Origin of the sequence: Natrialba sp. PRR66 (assembly GCF_034808065.1) — an archaeon.
Taxonomy (GTDB): Archaea; Halobacteriota; Halobacteria; order Halobacteriales; family Natrialbaceae; genus Natrialba; species Natrialba aegyptia.
Window position 1 is genome coordinate 14326 of record NZ_JAXHGN010000002.1, and the last position, 16899, is coordinate 31224.

Consider the following 16899-nt stretch of genomic DNA (forward strand, 5'->3'; position numbering starts at 1 on the left):
CGATCAGGTGTGCACTGACTTTCAGTGGCTACTATAGCTGTGTGTCGGCGTTGCTGTCATGGTCGAGTCACAGTCACAGGTACGGCCGAAGCAACGCGCCGTCGTGGAGGTTGTCGGGGAGCGTGTCGAACCATCGTGCGGCCCTGATTTCGTCGGGAGAGACGCCGAGTGATTCCGCGTCTGCGATCGGTCCGTTGGCGCTGGCCACAAAGATGACGTATGCTGCTCGAAAGGAGTCGCCGGTGGCACTCGAACGGTACGTCTGCTCCAAGACGACCAGCGGATCGTGTATCGTCGCACGCAGTCCCGTTTCTTCGCGAATTTCTCGCCGAGCGGCGTCACGCAGTCGTTCGCCGGGTTCGACCGCGCCGCCGGGGAGTACCCAGCCGTCGGCCCAGCGATTTTTGACGAGTGCGATCCGGCCGTCGCTATCACGAACGCGTGCGGCGGCGGTGAGCGCCGTTCCGTTGACGCCCCACTCGCGGAACGATTCGAAGGCCGTTCCGGAGAGGGAGAGCGTTTGCTCCTCGCGGGCCACATCGCTGAACTCGTCGTCGAGCACGTCCGACCAAGCGCGCGCTTTCGACAAATACGTTCGGTCGTTGTCTCGTTCGAACAGTACCTATTACGTCTTCGAGCGTCCACACTCCGACGATGACTGCCGACGAGTGGAGCGTTCTCGAGGAAGTGATCGAGTACGAGACGCCGTGGTACGACGGCGGCTACGATCTGCTCGAACAACCGGACGGCACGGAAAAACGCTACTACTGGGCCGACCTCCCGCCGTCGGTCGTCGTCGTCGCGCGCGTCGACGGCCGCGTGCTTCCGGACGGGTCTGACGCCGAACCCGCGGCCACGCGCGACGATGCCAGCGTCGACAGTACCGCCGACACCGATACTGGCATCGATGCAACCGACGACCATCTGCTGTTCGTCGAACAGTATCGTCCACCCGTCCACGAAACCTACCTCGAACTCCCCGCCGGTATCGTCGAGGACGGCGAATCCTACACGGAAGCCGCGACGCGTGAACTCGAGGAGGAAACCGGATTTCGCCCGTCGAGTACGGTCCTCCTGCAGGAGTACGCCGTCGCGACGGGCGTCCTCCGACACGACCGCGGGATCGTCTACGCCGACGGACTGGTGCCCGGCGAACGTGAACTCGACAGCAACGAGTTCCTCGAGATCACGACGGTTCCCGTTGCGGAGGCGCTCGACCGGGCGCGCGAGCGACCGGCCAACGATGCGACGCTGACGGCGTTGTTACTCGCGGCGGAAGACGGGATGCTCGACCTGGGGTGATTGTGGCGGTGGCCCCGTCTTCTCCCTTGCTTGTGCCTCCGCACCGCCGCGACGCCGCAGGCGACGCACCCGACCCGTGGCCTTATTCTTCCGGCGTTCCAACGCGGGAGTGATGGATGGCGAAATCTCTCCGGACGAGGTCAAAGATCTCCTGAACACGGCTACCGATGATACCAGTGCGAACGGGACGAACGGAGCGAACGCGGATGCGGACGCCGATACCGTCGTTCGCGTCGTCGATATCCGCGACGAACGCAGTTTCGCCCACAGCCGTATCCCCGGCAGCGAAAACATCCCCTTTCAGGAACTGACCGGGCGCGTCGACGAACTCGAGGACGCGGATCGGATCGTCACCGTCTGTCCGCACGGGAAGGCGAGCGTGCAGGCGGCTCAACTCCTCGGATCGTACGAGGGAACGGCGGATGCGCGAATCGAGAGTATGGCTGGCGGCCTCGAAAAATACGGGCTCAAGTACGGCCTCGCCGCCGGCGACCGGAACTCCGATGGGGCCGACGAGCCGGCCAGTACGAACGCCGAATCCCCGTTCTAGCGGTGCTGTCCGTCCCCCCGCTCGACACGCCCGTCGAGGCGGACGTGCGTCGCCATCCTTCTCGGCGATTCGCCCGTACGGTACCGTTGATGGCGCGTTTTGACGGTGAGAGACGTTTTAGTTGGTGACAACGGTATGCAGACCGTTGGCACTCCGGAGACGCGAAACAAAACCGACAGTGAAGTTGACGGCCCGATACAGCGGGTCGCGAGTTCGGAAGTCGTCTCAGAGCATCGCGGGCATCAGTTAGGCGACGTTGAAGCCGCGGTCCCGAAGGAACTCCTCGATGCGTCCGGTGTGGTTGCCCTGGAGTTCGATGTGACCGTCCTCGACGGTCCCTCCGCAGGCAAACTTGGACTTGAGATCCGACGAGAGACTGTCTAGGTCGACGTCCTTCGGATCGAATCCTTCGACGATCGTTACCTCCTTACCGTATCTGCGCTCGTCAATGCGGATGGTGAGTTGCTGTTGTCCCTTGGCCACGTCCTCGCAGACGCAGAGTTCCTCGGGCAGCCCGCACGTCGAGCAGACTTCCGACATTACGTTCCTTGCTACGAAATGGCCATATTAAACACTATCGGGACCTACATGCTGTCGCGTGGTTCTTTTTCAGTGATCCACCGATCGATGATCCGATGAGCTGATGGGCCGATTCGAACCGACTGTCGGCGCGATTCGGACTACGGGCGGTCCGCGTCGGGGGCCGTGTCCGAACTCGGGCTCACGAACGGTAACCGCTCGCGTGCGAGTTCATCGACGAACTCGATGGCGGTCGCGGCGTCGTCGGTGGTGACGCCGGTGCCGTAGATGGCCTGCTCGTAGCACGCGAGGACGTGTTCGACCCGTGGATCGGTTGGGTCGGGTGTGTGTGGTGACTGTGAGTGGGTGTGCGAGTGTGTCTGTGAATCCGAATGGACATCTGAACGTGACTGTGGATCTCCCTGCGATCGGGGCTGTGACTGTGACCCTGACTCTGCTGACCCGTCCGACGGTAACGTAGTCGCTGCCTGCGCTCCCAGGGCACTCACATACGCCCGCGGTGATTCGCCGGGACGGCGCGGCCTGAACTCGCGTTCGAACAGGCGTTCGAGGCGGCGGTAGGCGCGTTCGGTGTCCCGGGCGGGGTCGTCGTGGCGGCGCTGCCAGTACAGTCCGATCGTGCGGAAGTAGAGTTCGCGGCCGCCGGTGCGGTGGATGGCAGCGGCCAGCCCGACGAGAGCGACGGCGGTGAACGCGAGGAACTCGCGCGGGATCGTGATCGCGAGCGGGTTGGTATCGTCGTCCTCGCCGTCGCTGTCCTGTGCGGCCGGCGTGCCTGGATCGGGACGGGTGGGATCGGTGGAATTCGTTCCGTTGGGGTCGCTGGAGTTGTTCGGGTCGGTCGGATCGGTTGGATCGGTTCCGTTGTCGGGCGGACTGGGTTCGGTCGGGTCGGGCGATGGCTCGTTACCGGGGTCATCCTCGCTGTCGTTGCGGATCGGAACGCCCTCGCTGGCATCCGTATCGACGTTTTCGTTGCCGTTCTCGCGGGCCTCCTGTAGGCGATCCATGTGTACGTCGTCGCGCTCGCCGCCCGGAGTGGGATCGAACGAGACCCAGCCGTGGTCGGGGAAGTAGACTTCGACCCAGGCGTGCGCGTCGAGACCGCGGACGACGTGGGTATTGTCGTCGACTTGCTGGCCGCTCGTGTAGCCCGTGACGTATCGAGCGGGGATGTCCTCCGCGCGAAGCATTTGCGTCATCGTGGTCGCGAAGTAGATGCAGTAGCCCTCGTCCATCTCCAGGAGGAACTCCTCGGCGACGTTCCCGTTCGGCTGCTCGATGTCGAGTGAGTAACCCTTCGACGAGCGGAGATACGATTCGATCGTCGCTGCCGTTTCGTACGGGTTGTCGGCATCTTCGGTCACCGTGGCGGTCCGGTCGTCGAATTCCGACGAGGTGCCTTCCGGCAGTTGCAGGTAGTACTCTTCGATCTCGTCGGGATAGTCTGTCCCCGCTTGCTTGAGCGAAGCGGGATCGCTGTCGATGATCGCGCTCTCGACGACGTAGCTGTCGTCCTTGATCAGCGTCGTCGAGGGGTGAACCTGGCCGTGTCGGGTTACTTCGGCGTACTGTGCGGCTCCCTCGCTGACGGACAGCGGCTGGGGGGCGACCGGCATGACGCCGAGTTCGGTTTCGGCGGTGACGACCTGCCTGGCCACGTCATACTCGCCGGGCGGGGAGGTTATCGGTCCGTTGAGCGACTGCAACTGTCCGCTTCGGACCCACTCGTCGCCGGTAAAGCGATCGTAGACGCCGGTACGCCAGTAGGAGGCCTGCTCGGACTCGACGGTGAACCGGACCTCGGGTGAGAGGTCGACCTGGCCGGTAAAGCCGGAGCGCTGGCCGGCGGAATCGATAGCGCCCTCGAGTGAACTCGGGCCGCCGCGATCGAGCGTAACCGGGCCGGTTGCGTTTCCGGGGACGAACGTGACGGACAGCGAGAGGACGATGATCAGTGCGAAGAGGACGGCAAGCAGGTCCGCCTGGGCGATCGAGCCGCCGCGGCGCTCGAGTTCGCCGAAGCCGACGGTACCCAGTGCGGCGAGGGTGCCGACCAGGGTGATCGTGAGGTCGGCGTCGCCGGTCAGGACGAGAAAGCAAAGCGCGAAGCCGCCGGGGAGCACGCTCAGGGCATACCGACCCCGGAGCGCGAGGTACCACGAGAGGAAGACGGGTGCGGGAACGAGGCCGAGCGTCAGGGCGCTGGCTTCGACCGTGCGAAGCAGCGAGAGGCCGGTAACGAGTGTGACAACGTCGGCGAGCAGCGATTCGGTTGCCGAGAGGACGACGCCGACGCCGACGCCGCTGGCCTCGAGATAGTACGCGAATCCGAGGCTGGCTGCCGTCACCGCGGCGATTGTGGCGGTCCGCGGGCGGATCAAGCGAGCGAGCAGCGTTGCGGCGAGCAACATCGTGCCGACGAGGACGAACAGCGAGTCCGTTCCGCCGACGACCCGCGTCACGTCCTGTAGAACGGAGACGATCGACGCGAGCAACACCAGGACGCAGCCGAGTGCGAGCGTGCGGAACGCACCGGGGCCGACCGTTCGTCCGGTTTCGTTTCGACCCGTCCCCGTTCCGCCGAGAGAGATCGTCCGCTCCGTGCGACGAGACTCGGCGTCCGTGCTCATGTGAGCACCCCCGATCGCTGCGTCCCCGTCCCCGTTCCCCCCGCACCGTCACCATCTCCTGTCCCTGTAGCCCGCTGTCCAGCGTTCCTGCGGTCGCCGCCGTCAGCGGCCGGTCCCGGCCGCGCGCGCTCGCTCGTGCCTCGCAACCGCTCGAAGGGGATTTCGTGTTCGGCCTCGCCCTCGCCGATGGCGACCGAAACCGTCCCCGTTCGCGCTGTAACGCGAATCTCCGCATCGGCCCGGTCGCGATCCGTGAGCGCCTCCGTTCCCGACCCCGTCTCGAGGGCGGCGAGGACGGCGAGCAGCTCGTAGTAGTGTCCGGCGTCGGAACTCGGCTGAACGACCGTTCCGTCCACGACGAGGCCGACCCGAATACTCGTCTCACGAAGCGCCGTCACGATGCTCGCAACCGCCGTCGCGAGTTCGTCTTCCAGCCCCGTCGCGCACTCGGCGGCGACGGTCACCGTCTCGAGGCCCGCATCGGCGGCGTACTCCGTGACGACGAGGTCGTCTTCGGGCTGTTTGGCCGCGGCCTTCCAGTGGACGTCGCGCAACGAATCACCGCGGCGATACTCCCGGAGGTGATCGAACTCCTCGCGGTTGCGCCGGGCCGTCGCGTCGGCGAACTCGTGCAATCGCTTGTCCAACGCGCCCTGTAATTCGTACACCCGCGGGTAGACCGTCACCGAACTCGTCTCGCTGAACTCGAACCGACGCGTGACGAGCCCGAAGACATCGCGTATCGTGATCGTCGCTGGTCCGACCGTTCTGTCGCCGCGGGACGCAAGCGCCACGTCGTAGGTCACTCGCGTCTCGCCGTCGAGGATCGTTTCCGTCGCCGGGGTGTGCGTGGGCATCGATTCCGATTCGGGTGCATGCGTTCTCGCCTCATCCGTTTCGAGAGCGAGTCCCGTTCCGATTTCGTCACGGACGGTCGCCGCCACGTCGCCGGTCGTCTCCACGGCGAACGCGGCTTCGCGGGTCTCGCCGACGAACCCGTCGTCTATCGGTAGCCGTCTGACCGTGGGACGGTCGAGACGGAGCGTCACGACGAAACCGGCCAGCAGGATAACGAGCAGCGGCGCGACGACGGCGTTTAGCGACCGCGGGCCGTACTGCCACCCCATCGCGACCGAGAGACAGATGATGGCGAGGACGGCCCAGCCGCGGCGTGTGAGTGTTACGTGCATACGTCCGTTTCGGTTACCGCCGATTCGATCGTGCTCGCACTCGGTTCGCTCGCGGCCGTGTCACCCGTCTCTCCCGCGTCATCCGTCTCGTTCCTCGACCGGGACCCGTTCGAGCGCGTCCGCGACGATATCACCGCCGTCGCGGGCGCGGTCGTTCGTCTTTACGCGATGACTCAATACGACGGGTGCCTCCACCTGTACGTCGTCGGGCGTGACGAACTCGCGGCCGTCGACGACCGCCCGCGCCTGCGATGCCCGGAGGAGCGAAATCGCTCCTCGCGGACTGACGCCGACGTGTGCGTTCTCGCGCGTATAGCCGACGAGCCGCGTTACGTACTTCCTAATCGGTTCCGCAACCTGCACCTGCGATACCGCCTCCCGCGCCCGAACGAGCGTTTCCCGGTCGGTGACGGACTCGAGTTCGTCGATCGGATGCGTACCGACGGTTCGACCCAACAGTTCGGCTTCGTCCTCGGGACTCGGATAGCCGAGGTGGAGTTTCTTCATGAATCGGTCGAGTTCGGCGAAGGGCAGGTCGTAGGTCCGGTTGGGCTCGATGGCGTTTTGCGTCGCGATGACGGTAAACGGCGAGGGAAGCCCGCGCGTCTCGCCGTCGGCGGTGACCTGTTCTTCTTCCATCGCCTCGAGCAGTGCCGACTGGGTTTTCGGCGGCGCGCGATTGATCTCGTCGCCGAGGACGATATTGCCGAAGATGGGGCCGGGCTGGAACTCGAACTCGCGGGTCTGTTGGTTGAAGACGTTCACGCCGGTCACGTCCGTCGGAAGAAGATCAGGCGTAAACTGAACTCGTCTGAAGGTGCAGTCCACCGAGGTCGCAATCGATCGGGCGAGCATCGTCTTGCCGACCCCGGGAACGTCATCGAGCAGGACGTGTCCGCGGCCGAGCAAGGCCGTAATGACGTGATCGATCACGTCCTCGTGACCGACGATGACGCGCGAAACGTTCTCCGCGATGTCGGTCCCGATCGTTTCCACCGTCGAGAGCGCCAGTGGCTCAACGGCCGTCTCGTCGGCCGGAGGCGTCTCGAGCACCGTCTCGGATGTCGGGTCAGCGTCAGTCATCGGTCGAGGTGAGGGCGAACTCGCGAGGAGATTCGGACGCGCGGCACCTGCAGACTCATCGTGCTTGTGCGACCTCCGCGTGTTGGAACTATATGCTTTGTGTCGAGACAAGTGAGTGTTTTACCTTGCGAGTGGTCTCACCGGGCACATCGGCCCCAAGACAAGAAACAGACGCATCGCTGTTCGTCGGGTTGTCACTGAAAAACGAACGGTCGGAGAACGATACTGCCTTCGGATCGCCGATCTAGAGGCGCTCGACGCTCGTCGCGCGCGGGCCCTTCTCAGCCTCCTCGATTTCGAACTCGAGTTCCTGACCCTCTTCCAGATCAGGACCGCCAACGTCCTCCATGTGGAAGAACACGTCCTCGTCCGCGTCCTCGGTCTCGATGAATCCGTAACCGCCGGTGTCGTTGAAGAATGCAACCGTACCTTTCGCCATTGCAGTTCAACAAACTCACGACGGAGATATAAATGTTCGGGAGATTGCCACCGAATTCGTCCGAAAACAGTCCGTTACCCGCAGTCAGTCGGTACTTACCAGGTTTTGCACGCGGGGCAGACGAACGTCCCGTCGTCGCGCCAGCGGCGGGTGCTCGCTTCGCCGCACTCGCTGCACACTGCCGCATCCGCGGGCGGACTCCACGCGTACGTCGCTAGCGACGAGTTCAGTGTCTCCGAACCTGAACTCGAGGCCGAGCCCGGATCGGTATTCGAGTTGGCTGTGGAGTCGGTCTCTGTCTCTGTCTCCGTCTCTGTCGCCGTTGCCGACGGGGCGGGTTCGTGTTCGGACGGCTCGTCTGCGCGTTCCTCGGTCGCTGCTGTCTGATAGTCTGAAAGAGTCTTGTCGTCCGTCATAGCTGGGACTACGATCGGCAATCGGTTAGCTACCGGTGGTTTTCCCCGACGCGTTCGAAGTCGTCGTCCGGATCGCTCTCTACAAAACCGTTTTACTGCGGATGGCGGTTATTAGTAGGTCGTCATTGGAGAAAGTTTTTTCACCTATTTGGTGGAAATCCAACCAATGGATCTCCGCGAGTCACTCGCTGCACTCGGTGCCGCTCTGGAAGGCGATGAGATAACGGGCCGCCAGGCGGCGATCATCGTCGCAGTCTGGATGGGCGGGATCGCCGTCTTCGGGATCGTCGCCTACCTCATCGTCTTCGTGATCATCGGCTTTTGAGCGGGGTCGGGCACACTCACATCGCGGCACGTACAACGCCCCTGCCGATCGCTCGGAACGGTCTCGGAGCGGGACCGGCACGGCCAAGTACCACCGGTGACAATCCCCACGCATGGAAACCGCCGTAGTGCTGAACGTCATCGTTGACAACGTGATTGAGATGAACGAATACTTCAGTAACGTCGCGACGGGCGAGGGGGCCGCACCGCTGCTCATCCTCGTCGGAACGCTCCTCATCGTCTTCTCGCTCGGCGTCTTCGGCGTCCTGACCCTCGGTGCGCTCGGCAGTCTCGTAACCGGTAACTGAGTTCGTCTTCTTCGTCTTCTTCGTTTCTCTTCGCAACGCGAGTACGTTTATTGACGAGAGGTGCGTACGCGCGCAATCGCTTCGCTCGCGCGCTCGATCGCATCCTCGAGTTCAGGACCGAGTGGCGAGCCGACGACGATCCCGTCGACGTGGTCGAGCATCGCGTCGAACCGATCCGCGACCTGCGCCGTCGTCCCGGCGACGCAGAACGCGTCGATCATCGCCGGCGTGACGCGGTCGAACGCGTCGGTGAGATCCCCCTTCGAGAGCGCGTCGCCGACCGAACTCGCGGCCTCGCGGTCGATGTCGTGTCGGTCGAGCACCGGGTCGGCCGCCCCGCCGACGATGAAGGCGACCGGGGGACGTGCGGCCTCCCGCGCCGCCGCTTCGTCCGCCGCGACGCTCACGCTCGCGAACGCGAGCGCCTCGAACGCGCCGCGGTCGGCGGGCCGCTCGTCCAGTCCGTGCTCGAGTTGGCCGGCCGCCCACTCGAGATCGCGCGGATGGGCGGCGTTGACCAGCACGCCGTCGGCGTGCTTGGCGCTCATCCGGAGCATGTGCGGCCCCTGTGCGCCGACGTAGACCGGAATCCGACCCGACGGCGGCTCGAGATTGAGCGACGCGTCGCTGGCCGCGAAAGTCCCATCATGGCTGACAGTCTCGCCCGCCCAGAGATCGCGCGCGACATCGAACGTTTCGAGGACGCGCCGAAGCGGCCGCTCGTGTTCGATGCCGAGGTTCGCGAGCGACGACCGGTCACCCGCACCGATCCCGAAGACGGCACGGCCGTCGCTGAACTCGTCGATCGTCGCCGTCTGGGCGGCGAGTTTGACCGGGTGGGTCTCGTAGGGATTGACGACGCCCGGGCCGAGTCGAATGCTGTCCGTGGCCTCGGCCATGCGCGAGAGCGTCACGAACGGGTCGCGGTTGAAGTAGTGGCTGCTCGCGAACGCGATATCGAATCCCTCGTTCTCGGCGAGGGCCGCGAGTTCGGCGATGCGCTCGATGGGGTGTTCGGGCGTGAGTTCGATGCCGACGGTCGGCTCGGTATCGGCGTTCGTGCTCATTCGTCGGCCCTCCACTCCCACCCGCGAAGCGCTTGTCTGATGAGGTCGTCTTCGACCGAGCGGAAGAGTTCGTCGCTGCCGTCGAGGTCGCCGAAGGTCCAGTCGCTGACGACGACGGCGGGGGTGCCGCCGGCCCCTTCGCCGGTGACGAGGTTCGCGGCGGCGGCGAGTTCGTCGACGACGGACTGGACGGTGACGCCGAGTTCGCGGCCGTCGCGGTCGCGTTCACCGCGCCAGTCGCGGCTGGCGGGGAGGCCGTCCCAGCCGATGGCGACGCCGCGCTGGCCGTGGCGGAAGGGGCGGCCGCAGGTGTCGGTGACGACGACGGCGACGTTCTCGTAGCCCCGATCGGCGAGTCCGGACCGGATTCGTTCGGCGCTCTCGGTCGGTCGTTTCGGCAGGAGCAACAGGTCGTGATCGGGTACGTTCGAGCGGTCGATGCCCGCGTTCACGCAGATGTGACCGAATCGCGTTTCGGTGAGCAGGAAGGGGGCGTCGATCAGCAGTTCCGTGCTCTCCTCGAGAACGGCCTGTGCGAATCGGGGGTCTTTCTCCTCGCCGGTGAGATCGCCGATGCGGTCGGCGAGTTCCTGCGCGCGGCCGCTGACCGGGTAGTCGTCGAGGTCGGCCGTTCGTCCCTCGGCCTTGGAGACGATTGTACTGGCGACGGTGAGCACGTCGCCCTCGGCGAGGGTGTCCCCCGCCCGATCCGCGACGAGGTCGGCGATGTCGTCGCCGGGGCGGATCTCGGGCAGGCCCGCCACTGGTGTGAGTTCCATACCGGTGGGTGGGCGAGTACCGCCAAAAACGCACCGTCACCGGAGAATCGAACCAGCGGTTGTCGTCGCGTCACCCGCTCGTCGCTTATCGATCGCGTTCGAAGAGCGCTCCCGGCCCGTCGATCGTGAGTCGGTTCTCGCTCCCGGTTTCAGCCTCGCTCGCGCTCGTACTCGCGCGCTCGTTCTCGTTTTCGTTTGCGTGTTCGCTCTCGCTCTCGAAATCGGCAACCCGCGCGAGATCCCAGAGCGTCGCTCCGTTGCTCGTGACGACCGGGACCCCGAGTTCCGACTCGAGATCGTCGACGGCGGCGAGCGAACGGTAGTTGGTACACGAGACGAAGATCGCATCGAGGCCGCTCGAATCGTACTGCCCGACGTGGTCGACCACCTGTTGAAACGCCTCGGTCTCGTCCAGTGCGCCGATGGCCGTGTTTCGCTCGAGGCCGCGCCCGTCGATCGTCGCGACATCGAAGCCGCGCTGCTCGAGAAACTCCCGTTCTTTCTCGTCCAGGTCGGCAGTGTACGGCGTGACGACGGCGATTCGCGTCGCGTCGATGAACTCGAGCGCGCGGACGACGGATCGTGCCGTCGCGACCGCCGGAACGCCCGCCGCCTCCCGGATGGTCGCCTCGAGTTCGGCGTCGAAACCGGGCCCGTGCAACAGGCTGCCGGTCGTGCAGGCGTAGGCGATCGCGTCGACGGCGGCGTGACCGAGCAGTTCGGCCGCGCGGGTCGCGTCGTCGCTCATCGCGTCGAGTTCGTCGACGGTCACCGACTCGAGGGACATCCGCGCACCGTGGACGCTCACGGGGGCCGGAAGCGCCGCGCGGAACTCCGGTTCGGCTGTCGTGTTCGACGAGGGGACGATCAGGCCGATTCGACCGCGTTGGTTCCCGCCGTCGTCAGCTTCATTGGTCGGCATCGTCACCTCGCGAGTTCGCGTCGCTTTCGGCTTCGAGCGCCGTGGTGTCTCGCGCTGCCGGCTCGCCGTGGCCGCCGCCGCCCGGCGTCCGGACGGTGACGGTCGTTCCCGCCTCGACATCGACCGTCGTCTTTGCGGGCACTGCCTCGCCGTCGATCAGGTTTTCGCCCGTCGCGCCGCTCTCGCCGCCCGCGACGCCGGCGGGCGCGTGGCGTCGGCGCTCGGTCAAAAGCGATACCGTCGCGTCTCGCTCGACGGTGACGGTGCGCTCGAGTCCACAGCCGCCGCGGAACTCGCCGCGGCCGCCGCTGTCTTCGCGCAGCCCGTAGCGGTCGACGCGGAGCGGGTACTCCGTTTCGATCGATTCGACGGGCGTGTTGAGCGTGTTCGTCATGCCGACCTGGACGCCGTCCATGCCGTCGCGATCGGCGCGCGCCCCGAAGCCGCCGGCGATGGTTTCGTAGTAGGCGAACGAGCCGTCCCGCGCGCCGATGGTCAGGTTGTTCATCGTGCCCTGGCCCTGTGCGGGGACGCGGTCCGGCGCGGCGCTCGCGAGCGCGGTAAAGACCACGTCCGTCACCCGCTGGCTGGTCTCGACGTTCCCCCCGACGACCGCCGCGGGGGGCTCCGGATTCAGGAGCGTCCCTTCGGGAGCGCGGACGCTCACCGGCTCGTAACAGCCGTGGTTCGGCGGAATCTCGGGATCGGTGAGACACCGGACGACGAAGTACACCGCGCTCTTCGCGACCGCGAGCGGCGCGTTGAGATTCCCCGCGAGCTGGTCGTCGGTTCCGTCGAAGTCGACGTCGATCGTCGCGCCGTCGACCGTCACCGTCACCGCGAGTTCGATGTCGTCGTCGGTCACCCCGTCGCCCTCGAGCACGTCGGTCGCCTCGTAGGTCCCGTCGGGAAGGGTTTCGAGTTCGCCTTCGATGCGCTCGCGCGAGTAGTCGATGACGGCGTCGAATCCCGCCAGAGCGGTGTCGCGGCCGTGTCGGTCGAACAGTGCGGCGAGTCGCTCTTGGGCGCGCTCGTTCGCGGCGAGTTGGGCGCGCAGGTCGGCGCGTCGCTCGCGGGGGTTGCGGACGTTCGCGAGGATGAGCGACCGAATGTCCTCGCGCACCTCGCCGGCCTCGACGAGTCGCGTCGGCGGGAGTCGCAGCCCTTCCTGGTAGATCTCCTCCGCGCCGGCGGGCATGCTTCCGGGCGTCATGCCACCCACGTCGGCGTGGTGGGCGCGGGAGACGGCGTAGCCGACGATGTCGCCGCCCGCGGCGAGGGGTGAGACCATCGTCACGTCCGGCAGGTGCGTCCCGCCCCGGAAGGGGTCGTTGAGCACGAACACGTCGCCGGGTCGCGGATCGAACTCGAGGACGGCGTCGACGGCGGCGGGCATCGCGCCGAGGTGGACCGGGATGTGTTCGGCCTGGGCGATCATCCGCCCGTCGGCGTCGAACAGGGCCGTCGAGCAGTCCCGTCGCTCCTTGATGTTCGGCGAGTACGCGCCGCGGATCAGGGTCTGGCCCATCTCCTCGGCGATGCTCTCGAGCTGGTTGCGAAGCACTTCGAGCGTCACCGGGTCGATATCGCTGCCGGGTTCGGGGGTTGTGGCGTTCGGTCGGTCGGTGCCGTCGGTTTCGGCGTTGTCACTCTCGGTGTTGTCGAGTTCAGTGTCGTCGGTCGTCATTCTTCGGTCACCTCCGTGCGGGTCACGACGAGTGTTCCGTCCGCCAGACAGCGTCCCGTCCACCCCGGCGGGACGACGGCAGTGCTTTCGTCCTGTTCGAGAATCGCCGGGCCGGCGACCGTCGCGTTCGGTGCAAGGCGGTCGCGGTCGTAGACGGTCGCCTCCCGGGGCTCGGGTTCCGATTCCGTTTCGAGGCCGAAGCCGGGGAAGTGGGCCATCCGCGTGCCGACGTGGGCGTCGCCGCTCCCCGCGTGGCGGACGGTCGGATCGGCTCCGGGGACGGTCGCCGTCGCGCGGAGGTTGACGACTTCGATCCGTTCGTCCAACTCGTAGCCATAGGCGCGCTCGTGGGCCTCGTGGAACCGCTCTGCGATCGCTGCTGCGTCGAACCCGTCCGCCATGGGAACGGCGAGTTCGAAGCTCTGGCCGGCGTACCGACAGTCCGCCGCACGCTCGACGCGCGCCGAATCGGGGTCCGATGTCTCCGCGAGCACGTCCGCGACGAGTTCGTCGGAAACGGCTTCGGTCGCCTCCGGATCGGCCGTCTCGAGATCGACGCCGACGGTGCGGACGGCGTCGTAGCTCTCGTCGGCGGCGAGGAGGCCGAACGCCGAGAGGACCCCGCCCGGTCGCGGGATGACGACGCGGTCGACGTCGAGCGAGTCGGCGAGCGCGACGGCGTGCAGCGGCCCCGCGCCGCCGAAGGCGACGAGCGCGAACTCGCGCGGGTCGTGGCCGCGTTCGACGGTGACGCTGCGGATCGTTCGGGTCATCGTCGCGTTGGCCACGCGGTAGACGCCGCGGGCGGCCGCGAGCGCGTCGGGCAGTCCGGCTTCGTCGGCCAGTTGCGCGAGGGCGTCGCGGGCCGCGTCAACGTCGAGCGTGAGCTCGCCGCCGAGGGCGGTGTCGGGGCCGATGTAGCCGAGGACGACGTTGGCGTCGGTGACGGTCGGCCGCGTCCCACCGCGGCCGTAGCAGGCGGGGCCGGGCTGTGCGCCCGAGGACTGGGGGCCGACTCGAAGTGCCCCGCCGCCGTCGACCCACGCGATCGAGCCGCCGCCGGCACCGACGGTGTTCACGTCGACCATCGGCGTTCGGATCGGGAGGCCGTCGATCTCGGCGTCGGTCGTCCGCTCCGCTCGACCGTCGCGGACGAGGCTCACGTCGCTCGAGGTGCCGCCCATGTCGAAGGTGACGAGTCCCTCGATCGCGTCGCCGCCGGGTTCGTCGGCGTCCGCGCTCGTAGCGTCGGCCTCTCCGTCACCGACCGTCGCCGCAGCACCCACGACGCCCGCGGCGGGTCCGGAGAGCGCCGTCGTGACGGCGTGTTCGCGGACGGTCTCGGGGTCCGCGATGCCGCCGTTTGCCTGCATGATCCGCGGGGCCGGAATCCCCGCCTCCGCGGCCTCGTCGACCAGCCGCCCGACGTAGCGGTCGATCGCCGGCCGGACGTAGGCGTCGACCGCGGTGGTCGACGTGCGCTCGAACTCGCGGAACTCGGCGAGCACCTCGTGGGAGGCCGAGACCGGCACGTCGAGTTCGTCTCGCAGGGTTTCGGCGACCACTCGCTCGTTCGCGGGGTCGGCGTAGGCGTGCAACAGACAGACGGCGACGGATTCGACCTCCCGGTCGCGCAGCGTCGCCGCGAGTTCGCGCACCTCGTCGGGGTCGACCGCCCGTTCGATTCCGTCGACCGTCGTTCGCTCGTCGATCTCGAAGCGCAACTCGCGCGGAACGAGCGGTGCCGGTTTCTCGGCATCGAGGTCGTACAGCGCGGGCCGGTCCTGCCGGCCGATCTCGAGCACGTCCCGGAATCCCGACGTGGTGACGAGCGCCGTCTTCGCGCCCCCGCGCTCCAAGAGGGCGTTGACCGAGACGGTCATCGCGTGACCGAACTCGTCGATGTCGTCCGGGTCGATGTCCGCCTCGGCGCAGGCCTTTCGAATGCCCTCGAGGACACCGACGTGTTGCTCGTCCGTCGTCGGCACCTTCGCGGTGACGAGGCTATCGTCCACGGAGAGGGCCACGTCGGTGAAGGTGCCGCCGACGTCGACGCCGATTCGAACGGCGTCGGTACCGTCGTCGGTCCCCGCGTTCCGAGCCGCCGAGTCGCTGTGTGTCATCGATACGTCCGTGTTCGTGTCAGAGGTATGTGAATCGCTCATGTCGTCGAATAGGAAACTGTTCTGCGTGTCCGTGCGTCGTGGTGAGACGAGTTCAGATGGTGGTCGTGATGTCGCTGTGGGTGCATAGTCAGGCGAGGAGCACGTCGTACAGCGTCTGCAGCCCGATCCCGATCACGACGAGCGTGACGAACCCGCCGAGTGCGTTCTGGAGCCGGCTGTTGGTGTGCTCGCCGAGCAGCCCCTCGTTGTTCATCGCGTAGGTGAGGAAGACGGCGAGGATCGGCAACAGCAGTCCGTTAGCGACTTGCGCGAAGACGATCACGGTGATCGGGTTGTAATCCAGCGCCGAGAAGACGATGCCCGTCCCCAGAATCGTCATCCAGACCGCTCGGAACCGGGTCGCCGTCAGATCGCGCTCCCAGCCGAGCGCGCCGGCCGTCGCGTACGCCCCGGCCAGCGGCGCGCTCATCGAACTCGTGAATCCGGCCGCGAAGAGCCCGATCGCGAAGAAGGTCAGCGCGTAGCCGCCGAAGACCGGCTCGAGCTGCGTTGCCATCGCCCCGACGTCGTCGATCTCGGTCCCGCTGGGAAACACCGCGGCGGCCGTGACGACGATCGACGTCGTGATGAGCCCGCCGATGGCGACCATCAGGATCGTGTCGGTCCGGCACTCGGCGAGATCGGCCGCGCCGTCCCAGCGCTCCTGGACGGTGCTCGCGTGCAAGAAGAGGTTGTAGCCGACGACGGTCGTCCCGATGAGTCCGGCGATCAGGTAGGCCGACCCGTCGGGGATTGTCGGCACGAGTCCGTGCGAGAGCAACCCCAGATCGGGGCGGACGATAATCGCGTTAATGACGAACGCGAGGCCCATGACGATCACGAGGCCGATGAAGACCCGTTCGATCAGTTTGTAGTTTCCCGACCACAGCAAGCCGGCGGCCACGAACCCGATAAGGGGGCCCCAGACGCTCTCGCTCACGCCGGTTATCGTCGCGAGGCCGGCAGCGCCCCCGACGATGTTGCCGGTCTGAAAGGCCGCCGTCCCGATTCCGATCGCGCTCACGACGAGCGCGACAGTCGCGCCCTTCGCAATCGGATTCGAGAACTCGTTTCGAAACGCTTCGCCCAGTCCCTCCGCGGTGATCAGGCCGAGCCGCGCGCTCATCTCCTGTAAGACCATCGTCGCCAGAATCGAAAACGCGATCGTCCAGACGAGCACGTACGCATACTCGGCACCGATCACGCTCGCCGTCGTCACCGTTCCCGGTCCGACGAACGCGGCCGCGACGAGTGCGCCCGGTCCAACCGCTTTCAATCGCTCCAGAATGCCCATGGTATCTGTACACACATATCGCTCTCCGAACGAGTCAAAAACGTTGTTAAGAATCGATCATACACGCGCCCCGAGTTCGGTCGCCGATGAGCGTTCGTATGAACTCGTGTCACTTTCTCCCCCTACGGAGCTTGTCGGTGAACTCCCGTTCTGGCCGAAGCTATAGTAGCCACTGAAAGTCAGTGCACACCTGATCGTGC

General features: G+C 66.3%; 17 protein-coding genes. 4 read left to right on the forward strand and 13 right to left on the reverse strand.

What is annotated here, in order from left to right; all coding sequences use genetic code 11:
• Positions 1-73: 73 nt before the first annotated feature.
• Positions 74-562 carry an NUDIX hydrolase gene (locus SM755_RS06135; protein ID WP_323171902.1) on the reverse strand — a complete coding sequence of 163 codons (489 nt, stop codon included), beginning with the start codon at positions 560-562 and terminating at the stop codon, positions 74-76.
• A gap of 92 nt (positions 563-654) precedes the next feature.
• On the opposite strand from SM755_RS06135, the gene SM755_RS06140 reads away from it, so the two are divergent.
• Together SM755_RS06140 and SM755_RS06145 are read left to right on the forward strand one after the other, a co-directional pair.
• Positions 655-1302, forward strand: a complete 648-nt coding sequence (locus SM755_RS06140) for an NUDIX hydrolase (protein ID WP_323171903.1) — start codon at positions 655-657, stop codon at positions 1300-1302.
• A gap of 112 nt (positions 1303-1414) precedes the next feature.
• Positions 1415-1852, forward strand: a complete 438-nt coding sequence (locus SM755_RS06145; RefSeq protein WP_323171904.1) for a rhodanese-like domain-containing protein — start codon at positions 1415-1417, stop codon at positions 1850-1852.
• 246 nt (positions 1853-2098) lie between these two features.
• On the opposite strand, the gene yciH is transcribed toward SM755_RS06145, so the two are convergent.
• The 6 genes from yciH to SM755_RS06175 form a co-directional block, all read right to left on the reverse strand.
• Positions 2099-2392, reverse strand: coding sequence for a stress response translation initiation inhibitor YciH (gene yciH, locus SM755_RS06150; protein ID WP_006107575.1), 294 nt, complete (start codon positions 2390-2392; stop codon positions 2099-2101).
• A gap of 140 nt (positions 2393-2532) precedes the next feature.
• Positions 2533-5025: a transglutaminaseTgpA domain-containing protein gene (locus SM755_RS06155; RefSeq protein ID WP_323171905.1), complete on the reverse strand. Its 2493-nt coding sequence runs from the start codon at positions 5023-5025 to the stop codon at positions 2533-2535.
• Positions 5022-6215, reverse strand: coding sequence for a DUF58 domain-containing protein (locus SM755_RS06160; RefSeq protein WP_323171906.1), 1194 nt, complete (start codon positions 6213-6215; stop codon positions 5022-5024). Before SM755_RS06160 ends, SM755_RS06155 begins: the two co-directional genes overlap by 4 nt.
• Before the next feature lie 78 nt (positions 6216-6293).
• Positions 6294-7298, reverse strand: a complete 1005-nt coding sequence (locus tag SM755_RS06165; protein ID WP_323171907.1) for a MoxR family ATPase — start codon at positions 7296-7298, stop codon at positions 6294-6296.
• Between the two features lie 244 nt (positions 7299-7542).
• Positions 7543-7737, reverse strand: coding sequence for a cold-shock protein (locus SM755_RS06170; RefSeq protein ID WP_006107579.1), 195 nt, complete (start codon positions 7735-7737; stop codon positions 7543-7545).
• 95 nt (positions 7738-7832) lie between these two features.
• Positions 7833-8153: a hypothetical protein gene (locus tag SM755_RS06175; RefSeq protein ID WP_323171908.1), complete on the reverse strand. Its 321-nt coding sequence runs from the start codon at positions 8151-8153 to the stop codon at positions 7833-7835.
• A 166-nt stretch (positions 8154-8319) separates the two neighbouring features.
• Here SM755_RS06175 and SM755_RS06180 point away from each other — a divergent pair, with 166 nt between their 5' ends.
• The gene (locus SM755_RS06180; RefSeq protein WP_323171909.1) at positions 8320-8478 is read left to right on the forward strand and encodes a hypothetical protein; all 159 of its coding nucleotides are present in this window, start codon (positions 8320-8322) and stop codon (positions 8476-8478) included.
• 112 nt (positions 8479-8590) lie between these two features.
• On the forward strand, positions 8591-8785 hold the full coding sequence (locus tag SM755_RS06185; protein WP_006663601.1) for a hypothetical protein: 195 nt from the start codon (positions 8591-8593) through the stop codon (positions 8783-8785).
• A gap of 47 nt (positions 8786-8832) precedes the next feature.
• On the opposite strand, the gene SM755_RS06190 is transcribed toward SM755_RS06185, so the two are convergent.
• From SM755_RS06190 to SM755_RS06215, 6 genes are all read right to left on the reverse strand, one after another.
• Positions 8833-9852 carry a 5,10-methylenetetrahydromethanopterin reductase gene (locus SM755_RS06190; protein ID WP_323171910.1) on the reverse strand — a complete coding sequence of 340 codons (1020 nt, stop codon included), beginning with the start codon at positions 9850-9852 and terminating at the stop codon, positions 8833-8835.
• Entirely contained in the window at positions 9849-10631 is a 783-nt protein-coding gene (locus tag SM755_RS06195) for a coenzyme F420-0:L-glutamate ligase (RefSeq protein WP_323171911.1), read from the reverse strand. The genes SM755_RS06190 and SM755_RS06195 overlap by 4 nt, the downstream gene beginning before the upstream one ends.
• A gap of 85 nt (positions 10632-10716) precedes the next feature.
• A complete protein-coding gene (locus tag SM755_RS06200) occupies positions 10717-11553 on the reverse strand; it encodes an aspartate/glutamate racemase family protein (protein WP_323171912.1) in 837 nt (278 codons plus the stop codon).
• Positions 11540-13240 (reverse strand): hydantoinase B/oxoprolinase family protein, encoded by a 1701-nt coding sequence (locus tag SM755_RS06205; RefSeq protein ID WP_323171913.1) that lies wholly within the window; start codon positions 13238-13240, stop codon positions 11540-11542. Before SM755_RS06205 ends, SM755_RS06200 begins: the two co-directional genes overlap by 14 nt.
• Entirely contained in the window at positions 13237-15405 is a 2169-nt protein-coding gene (locus tag SM755_RS06210) for a hydantoinase/oxoprolinase family protein (protein ID WP_323171914.1), read from the reverse strand. Before SM755_RS06210 ends, SM755_RS06205 begins: the two co-directional genes overlap by 4 nt.
• Positions 15406-15493: 88 nt before the next feature.
• Positions 15494-16699, reverse strand: a complete 1206-nt coding sequence (locus tag SM755_RS06215; RefSeq protein WP_323172587.1) for an Nramp family divalent metal transporter — start codon at positions 16697-16699, stop codon at positions 15494-15496.
• Positions 16700-16899: the final 200 nt, after the last annotated feature.